The 15,773-nt window shown below is 73.1% G+C and carries 14 protein-coding genes; 3 read left to right on the forward strand and 11 right to left on the reverse strand.

Features of this window, described 5'->3' with window-relative positions:
* Positions 1 to 71 precede the first annotated feature (71 nt).
* On the forward strand, positions 72 to 1,202 hold the full coding sequence (locus ACFVS8_RS03565) for a GNAT family N-acetyltransferase (RefSeq protein ID WP_387057618.1): 1,131 nt from the start codon (positions 72 to 74) through the stop codon (positions 1,200 to 1,202).
* Here ACFVS8_RS03565 and mutM read toward each other — a convergent pair.
* The 10 genes from mutM to ACFVS8_RS03615 form a co-directional block, all read right to left on the reverse strand.
* Complete coding sequence (mutM, locus tag ACFVS8_RS03570; RefSeq protein ID WP_387057620.1) at positions 1,135 to 2,061, reverse strand: bifunctional DNA-formamidopyrimidine glycosylase/DNA-(apurinic or apyrimidinic site) lyase; 927 nt, start codon at positions 2,059 to 2,061, stop codon at positions 1,135 to 1,137. The genes ACFVS8_RS03565 and mutM overlap by 68 nt on opposite strands.
* 11 nt (positions 2,062 to 2,072) lie before the next feature.
* Positions 2,073 to 2,783 carry a ribonuclease III gene (gene rnc, locus ACFVS8_RS03575; protein WP_387057622.1) on the reverse strand — a complete coding sequence of 237 codons (711 nt, stop codon included), beginning with the start codon at positions 2,781 to 2,783 and terminating at the stop codon, positions 2,073 to 2,075.
* A 31-nt stretch (positions 2,784 to 2,814) separates the two neighbouring features.
* A complete protein-coding gene (gene rpmF / locus ACFVS8_RS03580; protein ID WP_055857210.1) occupies positions 2,815 to 3,018 on the reverse strand; it encodes a 50S ribosomal protein L32 in 204 nt (67 codons plus the stop codon).
* A gap of 9 nt (positions 3,019 to 3,027) precedes the next feature.
* A complete protein-coding gene (locus ACFVS8_RS03585) occupies positions 3,028 to 3,528 on the reverse strand; it encodes a YceD family protein (RefSeq protein WP_387058173.1) in 501 nt (166 codons plus the stop codon).
* A 74-nt stretch (positions 3,529 to 3,602) separates the two neighbouring features.
* Complete coding sequence (locus ACFVS8_RS03590) at positions 3,603 to 5,948, reverse strand: transglutaminaseTgpA domain-containing protein (RefSeq protein ID WP_387057625.1); 2,346 nt, start codon at positions 5,946 to 5,948, stop codon at positions 3,603 to 3,605.
* Complete coding sequence (locus tag ACFVS8_RS03595; protein ID WP_387057627.1) at positions 5,938 to 7,338, reverse strand: DUF58 domain-containing protein; 1,401 nt, start codon at positions 7,336 to 7,338, stop codon at positions 5,938 to 5,940. The genes ACFVS8_RS03590 and ACFVS8_RS03595 overlap by 11 nt, the downstream gene beginning before the upstream one ends.
* 2 nt (positions 7,339 to 7,340) lie before the next feature.
* Positions 7,341 to 8,315 carry an AAA family ATPase gene (locus ACFVS8_RS03600; RefSeq protein WP_387058176.1) on the reverse strand — a complete coding sequence of 325 codons (975 nt, stop codon included), beginning with the start codon at positions 8,313 to 8,315 and terminating at the stop codon, positions 7,341 to 7,343.
* A gap of 92 nt (positions 8,316 to 8,407) precedes the next feature.
* Positions 8,408 to 8,899 (reverse strand): pantetheine-phosphate adenylyltransferase, encoded by a 492-nt coding sequence (gene coaD, locus ACFVS8_RS03605; protein WP_387057629.1) that lies wholly within the window; start codon positions 8,897 to 8,899, stop codon positions 8,408 to 8,410.
* Positions 8,900 to 8,950: 51 nt separating this feature from the next.
* The gene (locus ACFVS8_RS03610; RefSeq protein ID WP_387057631.1) at positions 8,951 to 11,179 is read right to left on the reverse strand and encodes an ATP-dependent DNA helicase RecG; all 2,229 of its coding nucleotides are present in this window, start codon (positions 11,177 to 11,179) and stop codon (positions 8,951 to 8,953) included.
* Positions 11,176 to 12,027 carry a hypothetical protein gene (locus ACFVS8_RS03615; RefSeq protein WP_387057633.1) on the reverse strand — a complete coding sequence of 284 codons (852 nt, stop codon included), beginning with the start codon at positions 12,025 to 12,027 and terminating at the stop codon, positions 11,176 to 11,178. Before ACFVS8_RS03615 ends, ACFVS8_RS03610 begins: the two co-directional genes overlap by 4 nt.
* A 77-nt stretch (positions 12,028 to 12,104) precedes the next feature.
* Here ACFVS8_RS03615 and rsmD point away from each other — a divergent pair, with 77 nt between their 5' ends.
* Positions 12,105 to 12,698, forward strand: a complete 594-nt coding sequence (rsmD, locus tag ACFVS8_RS03620) for a 16S rRNA (guanine(966)-N(2))-methyltransferase RsmD (RefSeq protein WP_387057635.1) — start codon at positions 12,105 to 12,107, stop codon at positions 12,696 to 12,698.
* Between the two features lie 15 nt (positions 12,699 to 12,713).
* Here the strand turns inward: rsmD and thiL are convergent, their stop codons facing one another.
* The gene (gene thiL, locus ACFVS8_RS03625) at positions 12,714 to 13,757 is read right to left on the reverse strand and encodes a thiamine-phosphate kinase (protein ID WP_387058179.1); all 1,044 of its coding nucleotides are present in this window, start codon (positions 13,755 to 13,757) and stop codon (positions 12,714 to 12,716) included.
* Positions 13,758 to 14,058: 301 nt separating this feature from the next.
* On the opposite strand from thiL, the gene ACFVS8_RS03630 reads away from it, so the two are divergent.
* Positions 14,059 to 15,720 (forward strand): VWA domain-containing protein, encoded by a 1,662-nt coding sequence (locus ACFVS8_RS03630; RefSeq protein WP_387057637.1) that lies wholly within the window; start codon positions 14,059 to 14,061, stop codon positions 15,718 to 15,720.
* Positions 15,721 to 15,773 lie beyond the last annotated feature (53 nt).

A 15,773-nucleotide genomic window follows, 5' to 3' on the forward strand; every position in this document is an offset into this window, starting at 1 on the left:
CGCGCCCGCGGCCGCCCGATAGCCTGATCGGCTGTCCGCGCCCGGGGCGCGGCCGATGAGAGGAGCCTCCGGTGACGAGCGAGCGAGCGCGGTCGTACGAGATCAGGCCGGTCCCCGTGCCCGAGGCGCTCGGCACGCCGGCAGCGCGCCAGTTCGAGGCCATGGTCGAGGTCGGCGCGCTCGTCGAGGAGTCGGTATGGGGCCACCGCAAGTTCGCCTGGGATGCGGACGAACTCCTCCCGAGGTTCCGTGACGAGCGGTACCAGCCGCTGCACGCGTTCGCCGCGTGGGAGGGCGACCGCTGCATCGGCCGTGTCGAATGCACGTGGGAGCTCTCGGAGGGCGCGGAGACGGTGGACCTCGTGCTCGGGGTCCTGCCCGATGCCCGACGACGCGGCGTCGGCACGGCGCTGTTCGAAGCCGCCCGCACCCTGGCGATCGACCACGGCCGGAACATCCTCACGGTGATGTCGGACGTCGCCGCGGCCGCGCTCGAGGCGCCGGGCGCGCGCCTCGAGGCGCGCGACGGCAGCGGGTCGATCCCCGCCGCCGACGCGGGCGCGGCGTTCGCGGTGCACCTCGGCTTCCGCCTGACGCAGCTCGAGCGGGTGAGCGGCCAGCCGGTCGCCGGTCGCGACGAGGAGTTCGCCGCGGCATCCGCCGATCTCGAATCGAAGGCGAGCCGCTACCGGATCGTCGCCTGGGTCGACCACGCTCCCGACGACCTCGTCGACGGCCTGGCCGTCGCGCAGCAGGCGATGTCCACCGATCCGCCCGCCGGCGAGAGCACCTACGACGTGGAGCAGTGGGATGCGGCCCGGGTTCGCGCCACCGAGTCGCAGGCCGTCGCGAGCGGCCGCACCTGCCTCTTCACCGCCGCCGTCGACGAGGCCGGCACCGTCGCCGGCTTCACGGAGCTCCAGCTGCCGACCGGTTCGCGCTCGGCCTTCCAATGGAGCACGATCGTGCTCGAACCGCACCGCGGACACCGCCTCGGGATGCGGCTGAAGCTCGCGAACCTCGTGCAGCTGCACCGCGTCGCCCCCGACCGAACCGACGTCTACACCTGGAACGCCGACGAGAACGCGCACATGCTCGCGATCAACGTCGCACTCGGCTACCGCGTACTCGGCCTCAGCGCGCTGTGGCAGCTCGACGCAGTCGCTGGCACCGCGGGCAGCGGTGCGACGAGCGGTTCATGAACGCCTCGCGCACCATCGGGGTGCCGCACCTCGGGCATGGCAGGCCCTCGCGCCCGTAGGCGTTGAGGGAATGCGCGAAGTACCCCGACGCGCCGTTGACGTTCACGTACTGGGCGTCGAAGCTCGTGCCGCCCTCGTCGAGCGCCTTGCCGAGCACGTCGCGCACGGCGTGCAGCAGCTCCGCCGAACGACGCCTCGAGATCGATGCGGCCGGCTGCTCCCCGTGCAGGCGCACCGCCCACAGCGACTCATCGGCGTAGATGTTGCCGACGCCGCTCACGAGCCCCTGGTCGAGCAGCACGCGCTTGACGCCTGACGCGCGCCGCGACATCCGATCGAGGAGGAGCGCGTCGTCGAAGGCGGGATCGAGCGGATCGCGCGCGATGTGCGCGACCTGCGTCGGAATGCTGCGGGCCCACTCGCCCGTGACGTCGGCGCTGAACCCCGCGACGGCGCCGTCGGGTGTCGGCACCATGCGGTCGACCGCGAGGGATCCGAAGGTGCGCTGGTCGACGAAGTCGATGCGCAGCTCGCCGTGGTCGGGATGCTCGAGGTGGATCCGCACCCGGGCGTGCCGGTCGTCGCCCGGGTGGTCTGGCGTGCGCAGCAGCATCTGCCCGCTCATGCCCAGGTGCCCGACGATCGCCCGATCTCCGCCGATCGGCAGCCACAGGAACTTGCCTCGACGCACGGCGGCCCCGATGCGTGCACCGGTCGCGAGCGCCTCGAAGTTGCCGGATGCCGCGTCGTGCCGTGTGAGCGCACGCTCGTCGAGCACGTCGACCGCTGCGATGCGCGCACCGGTCACCGCCGGGGCGAGGCCCGCGCGGACGACCTCGACCTCGGGGAGCTCGGGCACGTCGGCGGCCGTCAGCGCACGTCGAGCGTGGTCCAGGCCTCGAGCGCGGCGGCCATCTCGGCCTGCTTCTTGCTCGAGCCCTCGCCGGACGCCTCGACGAGCGTGCCGACCGCGACGGTCGCCACGAAGTGCTTGTTGTGGTCGGGGCCGCTCTCGGAGATGGTGTAGACCGGAGCGGGTGCCCCGCGCTTCGCCGCGATCTCCTGCAGGCTCGTCTTCGGGTCCATCGAGGCGCCGAACCGATCGGGGTCGCTCATGAGCGGCGTGATGAGGCTCAGCACGAACGGGGTCGCGACGTCGCCGCCCCGATCGAGGTACACGGCCCCGATGATCGCCTCGACCGTGTCGGCGAGGATCGACGGCTTGTCGGCGCCACCGGTGAGCGTCTCGCCGCGGCCCAGTCGGATGAACCGGCCGAGCCCGAGCTTGCGCGCCACCTCGGCCAGCGCCGCACTCGAGACGAGGCTCGCGCGTCGCTTGGCCAACTCGCCCTCGTCGAGCTCGGGGTGGTCGCGGAAGAGACGGAAGGTGACGGCCTGACCGAGGATCGAGTCGCCGAGGAACTCGAGGCGCTCGTTGGTCGGGATTCCGCCGTTCTCATACGCGAACGACCGGTGCGTGAGCGCGAGGAGCAGGAGCTCGGGATCGATCTCGACCTGCAGCAGTTGCTGCAGCTCGACGAGATTCGGCTCCGCGAGCCCTGTGCGCTCCGTGCGCGTCACGACCGGTCGTTGATGCTGCGAGGGGCGTCGACTAGACGTCGGCGACCTTGCGGCCCTTGTACTCGAGGAACAGCGGGGTGCCCGCCGAGTCCTCCACGACCTTCGCGCGGTGCGGAAGGCTGTAGGTGACCTTGCCGTTCTCGACGGTCTTCACCAGCGTGGGGGCCTCAGCCTTCCACTGCGAACGACGCGCGTGGGTGTTTGCTCGCGACTTCTTCCGCTTGGGAACAGCCATGACTCTCTCTCAATCTCTCTTCGGGTCGGCGTCGGATGCGACATCCGTGCCCTGGTCTTCGGAAACCTGCAGCCCTGCGAGCGCGGCCCATCGTGGGTCGTGCTCGGTCGGGGTGTCGAGTTCAGGATGATCAGCCAGTCGCAGCCCGGTCACTGGGTCGAGACCAGGGCAGTCCGGCCGGCATACCGGCTGGAACGGCAGTGACAACACCACCGCATCTCGGATGAGCGGTTCAAGATCCACGTGGTCGTCTTGAACCTCAAACTCGAAAGCTTCTCCAGAATGATACGCGAAAAGCTCCTGGAACTCGACTTCGACAGGCAGCGACACGTCGATCAGGCACCGACCGCACTCGCCTTCGGCCACGGCGTCGATGTTCGCCGACACGAGGATTCCCTCGTGGACGGACTCCAACCGGACGTCGACATCGACCTCGGAACCCTCGCGAACAGCCACGAGCGACTCGCCGAACGGCTCGCGAAGGGCGACCTGGAATCGATGCTCGCGCATCTCTCCCGGTCGGTTGAGGAGGTCGCGCACGTTCACACGGAACGGCGAATGCTGAATGGCCACGATCGACGATTCTACGCGCCATCCGCTGTGCGAACGCCGGACGCGCGCCGAATGCCGTCTGCGAGCGACATCGGAACCAGCGTCGCCCGCACGCGCTCGGCCGGTCGCGCGTCGGTCGCGAGGCCCCGGCAGACCAGGTCGAGGTCGTGCCGGAGCGTCTCGAGCGACCGGCTGTCGACCGGCACGGTATCGCCGACCGCACCGCCGGCCCCCGGCCCGTAGCGCTCGCGCTCGACCGCGTCGCGCAGGCGCACGAGCGCGGCGAGCGGCTCCGCGCCCCGCAGCGCCGGCCGTTCCGCCAGACGCGCGGCGAACCCCCGCGGGGTCACGACGGCCGCGCCCTCGATGCCGAGATCGCGCGCGGTGGCGATGAGCTCATCCCACGCGGCATCGGCCGGCGCCCGCCCGGCCCGGATGCGTCGGCGACGCGTCGCCCGCTGCAGCATGCGGAGTGCGGCGGGAAGGAGCAGGAGCGCCACCACGGCGATGAGGAGCACCGCGGCGCGGAGCGGAGCGGCGTCCTGCCCTTGGCCCGACGTGCCGCCCGCGAGGCCGCGGTCGGGGTCGAGCTCGGGTCGCCCGGTGGCCGGCGCGGTCGTCGCCGGCGCGTTCGGGAGCACCGACGTCTGCGACTGCCCGGCACCGGGCCTGGAGTACTCGGGCACTGCACCGCGCCCCGGCGTCGGCTCGAACGGCACCCACCCGACGCCCTCGAAGTAGAGTTCGGGCCACGCGTGCAGGTCGTGCGAGTCGACTTCGACCCGCTGCACGCCGTCGACGCGCTCGGTGGTCGGCGAGCCCGAGGTGTAGCCGACCGAGATGCGCGACGGGATGCCCGCCTCGCGGGCGAGCACGGCCATCGTCGAGGCGAAGTGCACGCAGTACCCGCTCTTCGCCTCGAGGAACGAGGCGATCACGTCGAACCCGCCGCCGTCGTAGCCCTCTTCGACCGGGGCCTCGGTCGAGTACTGGAACGCCGAGGACCGGAGGAACGCCTGGATCGCGACCGCGGCGTCGTAGGGCGTCGCCGCCGTGCCGGCGAGCTCCGCCGCCGTGTCGGTGATGATGGCCGGGACCTCGTCGGGCAGGTCGAGGAACTTCGCGTCGACGGACTGCGCGGGCCCCGCCGTGCGCAGCTGCTCGACGGTCGGCTCGACCTCGAGGCGCGTGACCTCGTAGCTCTGGCCCGCGGTGTTCGTGTCGACGCTGCGCACGGTGAGCGGGCCGTCGTCCCAGTACCAGGAGCCCGACAGCCCGTCGACCTTGGTCGACGGGTACGGCACGGGCAGCCAGGTCGTGCGCACCTCGCTCACGAGCACGTCGATCGGATGCTCGGAGGTGGCGACCTCTGGGCCGAGCCCCTCGGGGGCGCCGATCTCGTCGACCGTGTTGTCGCCGTCGACCGGAGCCTCGGTCACGGCCCACACGTCGCCCTCGAAGCGGTCGAGCGTGAGCAGCGTGAAGTTCGGGCGGTCGCCGTCGCGTGCGAGGTACCGGAACGCCGGCCTTGCCTCGGGCCGGCGGAGATCGCGGCCCAGGTCGATGAAGGGGCTCACCCCGCGGGCGAACAGCGCCCCCTGCGATCCGTTGCCGAGCAGCAGGCTCGTGGCGATGCTCGGCGTGGAGGCGGCCAGCACGGAGGCCACCACGAGCCCGGTGGCGGCGACGCCGAGCGACGCGCCGAGCGTCGACGCCACGGGCACGCGCTTCGGAGCCGAGACCGTGGCGACCTCCTCGTCGCCGCCCGCGGCCATGCGCGCCCTTCGCGAGACGCGGACGTCGATGCGGAGCAGGAGCAGGTACGCCGCCGCGGTGCACACGAGCACGGGGATCTCGGCGCCGTCCTCGACCAGGAACCCGGGGATGACCACCGGCACGAAGGCGGGTACGGCAGCCAGTGCCGGCACGCGGGCCACCTGCACGAGCACGTCGAGCAGGATCGAGAGCACCCCGACGCCGAGCGCCAACGCGAATCCGAGGGCGGGCACCGCCACCGCAGGCACGGTCTGCTGCGCGATGGTGCGCTGCGACCCGGTGAACAGCTCGCCGAAGACGCCGAAGGTGTCGGGCGTCGGCACGATGAACGCGATGCTCGTGGCGCCGCCGAACAGGAGCGTGAGCAGCAGCAGCAGCACGACGCACTCGAGGAGCGGCACGAGCGCCGACGGCAGGCGGAGCGCCCGCAGGCCCGCGCCGCCGAAGAAGACGCCGGCCGAGACGAACGCGCAGAGCCACCACCACCCGCCCCCGGCGATGAGCGGACCGAGCGACATGGTCGCGATCACCATGAGCAGGAACGACGCCGCGGTGAGGGCGAGCCGACCGCCGAGCGTGAGTGCCGCAGAGTCAGGGCGCATCGCGACTCCCCCTGCTCTGAGGCCCGGCGGCCGTCGCGGCACCGGTCGCAGTCGCAGTCGCGGTCGCGACGACCGACCACGCGCCGCCGATCTCGACCGCGCGACGGACCGCCACGACGTTCCAGTCGGCCTCCTCGAGCATGCGCCTGACCGCCGCCGACACCGACGAGGTCGCGAACGCGACCGCCGGCTCGAAGCCGGGCCGCAGTGCGACGAGCGCCGCGGCATCGGCCGGATCGGGATCGACCAGCACCGCGAATCCGGGCTCGCGCGCGTCGCGGGCGCGCGTGCGCACCTCGCCGGAGCCCGAGTGGTCGTCGTGCGCCGCGGTGCGCGCCCGGCCGTGCCGGCCCGTGTCGCGCTGCCGGCCGGGGCTCACTCTGGCGAGGTCCTCGAGCAGCAGCCGATCGCCGCCCGGCATGCGGTAGTCGCCGCCGAGCGGGGCGGTCGGCACGACCCCCTGCTCGGGGTCGGCGATGCTGGTGCACCGCACCCGGAAGCCGTTCTCGAGCAGGTGCACGCCCACCGATGCGGCGACCTCCATCGCGAGCTCGACGCGATCGTCGACCTCGCCGTCGCGATCGCGATGGACCGCGAGCCCGTGGCGCCCGTCGACCGGCAGATCGACGAGGATGCGCGCCTCTGGGTCGCCGCGCTGCTCCTCCTCGCGCACCATGAGCTCGCCGCGCCGAGCCGTCGCCGGCCAGTTGACCCGGCGCAGCGGGTCGCCGTAGCGGTACTCGCGGGCGATGAGCTCGTCGGAGTTGGGATGCGTGCGCCGTTGGAGCCCGTGCACGATGCCGTCGATGCTCGCGGCGGTCGCGAGCGCCTCGGCGAGCGGAGTCACCCGCGGCGTGACGACGACCTCGCTCGCGGTGCCGGTCTCGCGCTCGATGCCGGCGAGCCCGAACGGGTCTGCGAGCCCGATGTGGAGGGGTCCGACGGGGTAGACGCCGCGCCGCGGCATCCGGAGCCGGTACTCGACCTTCACGCGGTCGTCGCCCGACGGCATGACCGACTCGTACGGCCCGAGCGCCGGCAGCAGCGCGGACGGCGGCCCGATCGTGCCCTCGGGCGCTTGGTCGCGCCAGTGGGCGCCGTCGAGCGTGCGTCGGCTGCGGTTGGCGACCACGAGCGCGACCGTGGTCGCCTCGCCCGCCGACACCACGGCGGGCGCGAACGTGCGCTGCACCGCCAGGCTCGGACGCCGCAGCATCACGAACCCGGCGGCGACGAGCGGCATCGCGAGGCCGACGAACGCGAGGAGCAGGATGTCGCGCAGGTCGAACCAGAGCGAGACGCCCACGAGCACGAGTCCGACCACGACGAGCGCGACGCCACGGCGTGTGAGGTGCGGCCGCGCGATCGGGTGCAGGCGGGTGCGGGGCATGGTCAGTTCCTTCGCGCACTCCCGACGGGCACGGCGGTCTGCGCCACGATCCGGCCGACGATCGCATCGATCAGCGGCCCGCTGTCGCGGTCGTGCGCTCCGACGGCACGGCTGGTCGGCACGAGTCGGTGCGCGAGCACGGCCACCGCGAGCGCGTCGACATCGTCGGGCAGCACGAACTCGCGACCGTGCATCGCCGCGTGCGCCTTGGCCGCGCGGATGAGCTGCAGGGTCGCCCGTGGGCTCGCGCCGAGACGCAGTTGGCGGTCTTCACGAGTGGCGCGCGCCAACTCGACCGCGTACTCCTTCACGGGCTGCGAGGTGAAGACGTGTCGCACCGCGCGGATCATCGCGCGCAGTTCGTCGAGCGTGACGACCTCTTCGAGCTGGTCGAGCGGGCTCGAGGTCTCGCGCATGGAGAGCATGGCGAGCTCGTCGGCGGCCGCCGGGTACCCCATCGACACGCGGGCCATGAAGCGGTCGCGCTGGGCCTCCGGCAGGGGGTACGTGCCCTCCATCTCGACGGGGTTCTGCGTCGCGACGACGGTGAACGGCAGTTCGAGGTGATAGGTGGTGCCGTCGGCCGTGACCTGGCGCTCCTCCATGCACTCGAGCAGCGCGGCCTGCGTCTTCGGACTCGCGCGGTTGATCTCGTCGCCGATGACGATGTTCGAGAACACCGGGCCGCGCTTGAACTCGAAGATCCGGCTGGCCTGGTCGAACACCGAGACCCCGGTCACGTCGCTCGGCAGCAGGTCGGGCGTGAACTGGATGCGGCTCACGGTGCTGCCGACCGAGCGCGCGAGCGCCTTCGCGAGCATCGTCTTGCCGACGCCCGGCACGTCTTCGATGAGCAGGTGCCCTTCGGCCAGGAGCACCGTGAGGGCCGCCGTGATGGCGTCGCGCTTGCCCGCGATCACCGTCTCGACGTTGGCGACGATGCGGGCGGCGAGCGCTCCGACCTCGTCGATGGGCATGACGGATGCCGCGTCGGCCCCGCCGTCGATCGCGTCGGCCGAGCGTCCGATCGCCGCGGGGGCGACGGACGCGGCGCCCGCTGCTGCCTCGTTCACGGCGTCATCGCCGTGTGCAGGTACTCGGCGACCGCGGCCGGCACGTACGGGGCGACATCGCCGCCGAGGGCGGCCACCTGTCGGACCAGCGAACTCGAGACGTGGGCGTTGCCGGGGTCTGGGAGCAGGAACACCGTCTCGACCCCCGCGAGGTGCCGGTTGACGATGGCCATCGGGGTCTCGTAGGCGACGTCGATCTGCGAGCGCACGCCCTTGACGAGCACGGTCGCGCCGACGTCGCTGCAGTAGTCGACGAGCAGGCCCATGCTCCAGGAGGCCACGACGATGCGGCCCGCGATGCCCGCGTCGGCGATCGCGCGCTCGATGAGCGCCACGCGCTGCGCGATGGGGAGCAGGGCGTTCTTGTCGGGGTTGTGCACGACCACGACGTGGAGTTCGTCGAAGATGCCGGCGGCGCGCTCGATGACATCGAGATGCCCCTTCGTGACTGGGTCGAAGGAACCGGGAACGACGGCGATCCGCTGCATACGCAACAGCGTAGTGGTCGATGCGACCGGCGCAGAGGGCGTCCGAGACTCTCAGCCCTTGCTCAGGAATCCGCTCGAATCGTCGTCGAGCCGGCGACGCACCTCGGCGGCCAGCGCAGGGTTCCGCGAGAGCGCCCGGTCGCCGTCGAGCAGCTCCGCGGCGATCGCCCGCGCGTCGGCGATGAGGTCGCCGTCGCGCGCGACGCGCAGCAGCTTCAACGACGAACGCCCGCCCGACTGGCTGGCGCCGAGCACGTCGCCCTCCTGGCGAAGTTCGAGGTCGACGCGAGCGAGCTCGAACCCGTCGAGCGTCGCGGCAACCGCGTCGACGCGCTGCCTCGCGAGGGAGCCCGGTTCGGCCGCCGTCACCAGCAGGCACAGCCCGGGCAGGCCTCCTCGGCCGACCCGCCCGCGGAGCTGGTGCAGCTGCGAGACCCCGAACCGGTCGGCGTCGACCACGACCATCGCGCTCGCGTTGGGCACGTCGACCCCGACCTCGATCACCGTGGTCGCCACGAGCACGTCGATCTCGCCAGCGGCGAAGGCGCGCATCGTCGCGTCCTTCTCGTCGGACGACATGCGCCCGTGCAGCGGCGCGACGCGGATGTCGGCGAACGCCGGCAGCTCGGCGAGCTCTGCGAGCACCGAGGCGACGGACGCGACGGGCCTGGCGGCATGATCCGGCGCGTCGGCGTCGATCTCCCCACCTGCGGCAGGGTCGGCCTCCTCGGCGACGCGCGCCTCGATCGCGGGGCACACCACGAAGCCCTGCCGTCCGGCCGCGACCTCCTCGGCGAGGCGCGCCCAGACCCGGCCGCGCCACCCCGGACGCTCGGCGAGCGGCACGACGTGCGACTCGATGCCCGCTCGCCCCGCCGGCAGCTCCCGGATCGTCGAGATGTCGAGGTCGCCGAACACCGTCATCGCCACGGTCCGCGGGATCGGGGTCGCGGTGAGCACGAGCACGTGCGGCGGCTGCTGCCCCTTGAGTCGCAGGGCCTCGCGCTGCTCGACGCCGAACCGGTGCTGCTCGTCGACGACCACGAGCCCGAGGTCGGCGAACGAGACCGTGTCGCCGATGAGCGCGTGCGTGCCCACCACGATGCGCGACTGCCCCGCCGCTGCGCGCAGCAGCGCCTTGCGGCGCTCGGCCGCCGGCAGCTGCCCGGTGAGCAGGGTCGGCACGAGCGACGCCGACAGCTCGGGGCCGAGCATGCGCACGATCGATCGCAGGTGCTGGGCGGCGAGCACCTCGGTCGGCGCGAGCAGCGCGGCCTGGCCGCCGGAGTCGGCGACCGCGAGCATCGCCCGCAGCGCGACGACCGTCTTGCCGGAGCCCACCTCGCCCTGCACGAGCCGGTTCATGGGCACCGCCTCGGCCAGGTCGTCGGCGATCGCCCGGCCGACCTCGACCTGGTCGCCCGTCAGGTCGAACGGCAGTGACGCGTCGAAGCGTTCGAGGAGACCTCCGGGCGACGGATGCCGCGCCGTGGTCGCCTGCGCCCGCAGCTCGGCCCTGCGCTGGAGGAGGGCGGTCTGCAGCACGAGCGCCTCGGTGAACCGCAGGGTGCGCCTGGCCGCCTTCCACTCGGACTCCGCCTCGGGGCGGTGCACCTGCTCGAGCGCCCGGCGCTGGCCGAGCAGGCCGTGCGAGGCGCGCACCTGCTCGGGGATCGGGTCGCCCGCGGCATCCGCCGGGTCGAGCCCGTCGAGGAGCAGGGCGATGGCCTTGGCGAGCTGCCAGCTCGCGAGCGTGCCGGTGGCCGGGTAGATCGGGATCGGCGCCTCGGCCCAGCGCTTCACCGATGCGTCGGTCGGCGAGCTCGGCGCCGTCTCGTCGAAGAGCTCGTAGTCGGGATGCGCGAGCTGCCTGGCGCCCCGGTAGTCGCCGACCTTGCCGGCGAAGATGCCGCGGGCGCCGGGCACGAGCTCGCGCGAGCGCCATGCCTGGTTGAAGAACGTGAGCGTGAGGATGCCCGTGCCGTCGGTGATCTTGACCTCGAGGATCGACCCGCGTCTGGACCGCATGGTGCGCTCGCGCACCTCGATGACCTCGGCCACGATCGTGACGTTCTCGTCGAGCGGGAGGCTCGCGAGCGCCGTGAGCTCGCCGCGCAGGGCGTACCGGCGGGGGTAGTGCCCGAGCAGGTCGCCGACCGTGCGGTACCCGAACGCACGCTCGATCGCCTGCGCGGTGCGCCCGCCGAGGGCTCCGCTGAGGCGGGACTCGAGCGTGTAGCGGCCGACGGCGGGTGCGGTGTCTGGCGCGTCGGCGGTCATGCCTCGATCGTAGGCCGCCCCGCCGTCAACGCCTCGAGCTCGGCGAGCACGTACGGATCGTCGGGGCGCAGCGCGACGAGCGAGCGCTGCAGGTCGAGCGCCTCGTCGGTGCGACCCAGCGTGCGCAGGCACCGACCGACCGACCACCGCGTCACCTGCTGCTGCTCGGCCGAGCCGTAGCGATCGGCGATCTCGACGGCGCGCTCGAAGTCGACGAGGGCCGCGCCGGCGCGCCCGCCGTCGTGCTTGACCCAGCCGAGGTTGTGGTGGAGCGCGATGCCCCAGCGGAGGGTTCGGGGGTCGCGGCGGCCCTCGAGCAGGTCGAGCCCCTCTGCGGCCCACTCCTCCTCGTGCCCGGCGTCGTGCAGCGCGAGCATGTGCAGGGCGTCGAGCACCAGGAACGGGGATGCGGCCTGCGCCGCCTCGCGCACGGCGAGCGTGAGGTCGGGCACCGCATCGGCGGGGCGTGAATCGGCGACGTGCAGCCGCCCGCGTTCGATCGCGATACGGGCGCGGACCTCGGCGGGCACCTCGCCCGCCGCGATCGGGGCGACGGATGCCTCGTCGGGCCTGCCCGCGGCATCGGGAACCGCCTCGAACGCCGCAGGGATGCCGTCGAGCACGGCGAACGCCTCGTCGAACCGCCCCTGCAGGCCGAGCGCCCGTGCGAGCTGCGTCGCGAGCACCGCGCGCTCGGCGGTCGGGCGGAGCACGTCGTCGGACGCCGCGCGGAACCGGTCGGCACTGCCGTCGGGATCGGCGAAGTCCCACATTCGGTCGATCAGGGCCTGGTCGACGGGCTCGAGGCCGACGGGATCGACGCGATCGCTGGAGGTAGGGGCATCCACCACCCCATCATGGCAGCGAGCGGCCGACCGGGGCATCCCCGTGACGGCGCATGCCGCACCGGTAGGCTTCCAGCAGCATGACGCGCATCATCGCCGGCGCAGCCGGTTCCCTCTCCCTCGCCGTGCCGCGTTCCGGCACGCGGCCCACGAGCGACCGCGTTCGCGAGGCCATCTTCTCGGCGCTCGAGGCGCGCGACGCGATCGACGGATCGGTCGTGCTCGACCTGTACGCCGGGTCGGGCGCGCTCGGGCTCGAGTCCGCGAGCCGCGGCGCGGCCGAGGTGGTGCTCGTCGAGCGGGCCAAGCCCGCGGCCGACGTCTGCCGGCGCAACGCCGACGCGGTGACGCGGGCGATCGGCCGCGGCGCCGCCCGCGTCCGTGTCGTGGTCAAGCCCGTCGCCGGGTACCTCGAGACCGCGCAGCCCGGCGTCGACCTGGCGTTCATCGACCCGCCGTACGACCTCGAGGAGGGCGCCGTCGCCCGCGACCTCGAACTGCTCGCGCCCCTGCTCTCGCCCGATGCGCTCGTGGTCGTCGAGCGCAGTTCGAGGTCGCCCGAGCCCGTCTGGCCCGCCGGCCTGGAGCTCGAGCGTCGTCGCGACTACGGCGAGACGACGCTCTGGTGGGCGTCCACAGCGACCGAGGGCGCTGCGCCGCCCGAAGGCGGCTGAGGGCCGGGCCGACGCTCAGCCCGCCCGGCCGTCCCAGCCGGAATACGGGTCCCAGCCGTCGGCCGCGATGTCTCGGCCGTCGAGCAGCATGCGACCGGCGCCCTCGACCACGCGGCCGATGACCTCGAACGGCGAAGGGATGTCGCTGCCGGCCGGGAACGTCGCGAGCATGCCGTGGTCCTCGCCGCCCGAGAGGGCGATCCGCACCCGCTCGACCGCCGACCCGGCTGCGACGGCCGCGTCGCCGCCCAGGGCCGCCGAGTCGAAGTCGAAGGCCACGCCGCTCGCCTCGGCGATGCGCCGCCCGTCGCGCGCGAGACCGTCGGAGACGTCGAGCATCGACGTCGCACCGGCCTCGGCCGCGACGATGCCCGCGAACACGGGCGGCCGTGGCGCGAGCTGGGCGAGCACGAGGTCGGGCTCGCGCTCGCGCAGGGCGGCCGCGAGGGCCGCATCGGGCTCGCCCGCGGCATCCGTCGCCTCGGCGAACAGCAGCGCGAGGCCGCGCGCGGCGGCACCTCGCCGACCGGCATGGGCGATGACGTCGCCGACGCGCGCACCCGACCGGAGCACGGGCGCACGCCCCTCGAGATCGCCGAACGCCGTGACCGCGATCGTGAGCACCGACGACGCCGAGAGGTCGCCGCCGACCACGCCGGCACCGGGCGCGAGCTCGGCGAGGCCCTCCCGCAGGCCGTCGGCGATGCCCTCGAGGGTCGTCACGGGGGTCGACGGCGGCGCCGCGATCGCCACGACGAGCGCGGTCGGCCGCGCCCCCATGGCCGCGACGTCGGTCAGGTTCGTGGCGGCGGCCTTCCAGCCGAGCTCGAACGGCGTCGACCACGCGAGCCGGAAGTCGGGCCCGTGCACGAGCAGGTCGGTCGTGACGACGAACCGGCCGTCGGCTGCCGCGACGAGTGCGGCGTCGTCGCCCGGGCCGAGCAGCGCGTGCTCGCCCGCGGAGAGGCGCGGCAGGATGCGGCCGAGGACCGCGATCTCGCCGATCTCGCCCGACGTGGAGCCGTCGGGTGCGACCGGCTCCGCAGCACCGTCGCCGATCGGGGCATCCGGTCGGTCGCGGCTGGCTGCGGGGGGCGAAGCTGACACGCCGCAAGCCTAGAGCAGGCTCGGCCGCGCGCGATCGCGCGTGTGCCCCGAACGGGTGTCGTGTGTCAAGCAAGTAACGAATGCTTACAAAACCACCGGTCCTGCCGTACGCTGGACGGGCCTTCCCCCAGGCCGCGATACCCGAAGCGCGGTGGCACCGTGTTGCTCACCGCGCAGCAATGGAGCCCCAGTGAGTCGACGAAGCGAACGAGCCGAACGCGAGAAGTCGCGACGCCGCCACCGCAGGGTGGTCATGATGGTCGCCGCCGCGGCCGTCGGCGTGGCGCTCGTCGGCGGCGCCGGCGCGGCATGGGCGAGCGGTTCGCTGGGCGCCTGGTTCGCGGCCGAGCCCGGCTGCGACGCGCCCATCGAGCTCACCGTCGTCGCCGACACGGCCATCGCACGCCCGGTGAAGGCCATCGCCGCCGAGTACGACGCACGCGAGGACGCGTGCTCGCGCACCGACGTCGTCGCGCAGGACAGCGCCGACACCGCAGCGCTGCTCGCCTCGGGCAACGGGTCGGACATCGACGCGTGGATCCCCGACTCCCCCGTCTGGCTCGTGCGCATGGCAGCCAGCGCCCGCTCGCTCGGACGCGACGTGCCGAACCTCGCGCTCGAGCGATCGATCGCCTCGAGCCCAGTCGTGTTCGCCGCGACCGTGAGCGGAGCCGACGCGTTCGCAGGCCGGTCGCTCAGCTGGACCGACGTGCTCTCGGGCGACCTCCCGACGCTGCTCGCCGACCCCGAGGCCTCCTCCGCGAGCCTCAACGGCCTGCAGGCCATGGAACGCGCCGTGCCGATCGGCGAGGCCAAGCAGTTCCAGAACGCGATGATCCGACTGAGCGACGGCGCCCCGACCAGGGTCGACGCCGCCTTCGCCGCCCTGGCCGTCAGCGCGCCGGGCACGGTCGCGATCGCGAGCGAGCAGCAGGTCGCGATGCACAACCACGACGACGCGTCCTCGCCGATGCTCGCGCTCTACCCGTCCGACGGTACGCTCGCGCTGCAGTTCCCGTTCCTCCGCATGCTCGACGAGTCGGAACTCGCGAAGAACCTCGACGACGGCGACGACGGCGACGGCAAGGCGGCCGAGCTCGCCCAGCGGGCGCGCCAGCTCGACGCCCTCAAGATCGCCCTCTGGGACGACTCCGACCGTTTCGCCGCCGAGGGCTTCCGCAACGGCACCGGCGGCGGCGAGCTCGACCAGGACGGCGTCATCGCCGACGCCACCGAGGTCGGCTCGGCAGCGGCATCCGCCCAGGTCTCGATCCTGCGCACGTGGGGCGTCGTGAGCCTGCGCTCGCGCATCCTCTCGGTCATCGACGTCTCGGGCTCCATGGAGGAGCCGACGGTGACGGGCCTCCGACGCATCGACCTGCTCCAGCAGGCCGCCTCCAGCACGGTCTCGCAGCTCTCCGAGGCCGTCGACGTCGGCGTCTGGGCGTTCTCGACCACGCGGGTCGGCGACCAGGACTGGGAGGACCTCTCCCCCATCGAGCCGCTCGCCGACGAGTCGCACCGCACGCAGGTGCTCGACGTGCTCGCCTCCCTGCCCGCGCGGCTCGGCGGGGCCACCGGCCTCTACGACACGACGCTCGCCGCCGTGAAGCAGGTGCGCGCAGCGTACGACCCCGAGACCGTGAACTCGGTGCTGCTGCTGACCGACGGCAAGAACGAAGACGAGAACGGCATCAGCCGCGACCAGCTGCTCGACGAGCTCGCCGCCATGGCCGAGGACGGCAAGCAGGTGCCGGTCGTGCTCGTCGGAATCGGCCCCGACACCGACCTCGAGTCGATGCGCCTCATCGCCGAGGCCACCGGCGGCGCCGCGTACTCGGCCCAGCAGCCGCAGGACCTCAAGACCGTGCTCACCGACGCGCTGTCGCAGCGCTCCTGCCGCCCCAACTGCTGAGGCCGGTGCGGGTGCGCGTCCTGCGGCCCGGGTCGTGCGGGGTACGCTGGTGC

The sequence above is a fragment of the Agromyces sp. NPDC058110 genome (assembly GCF_042884735.1).
Taxonomy (GTDB): Bacteria; Actinomycetota; Actinomycetes; order Actinomycetales; family Microbacteriaceae; genus Agromyces.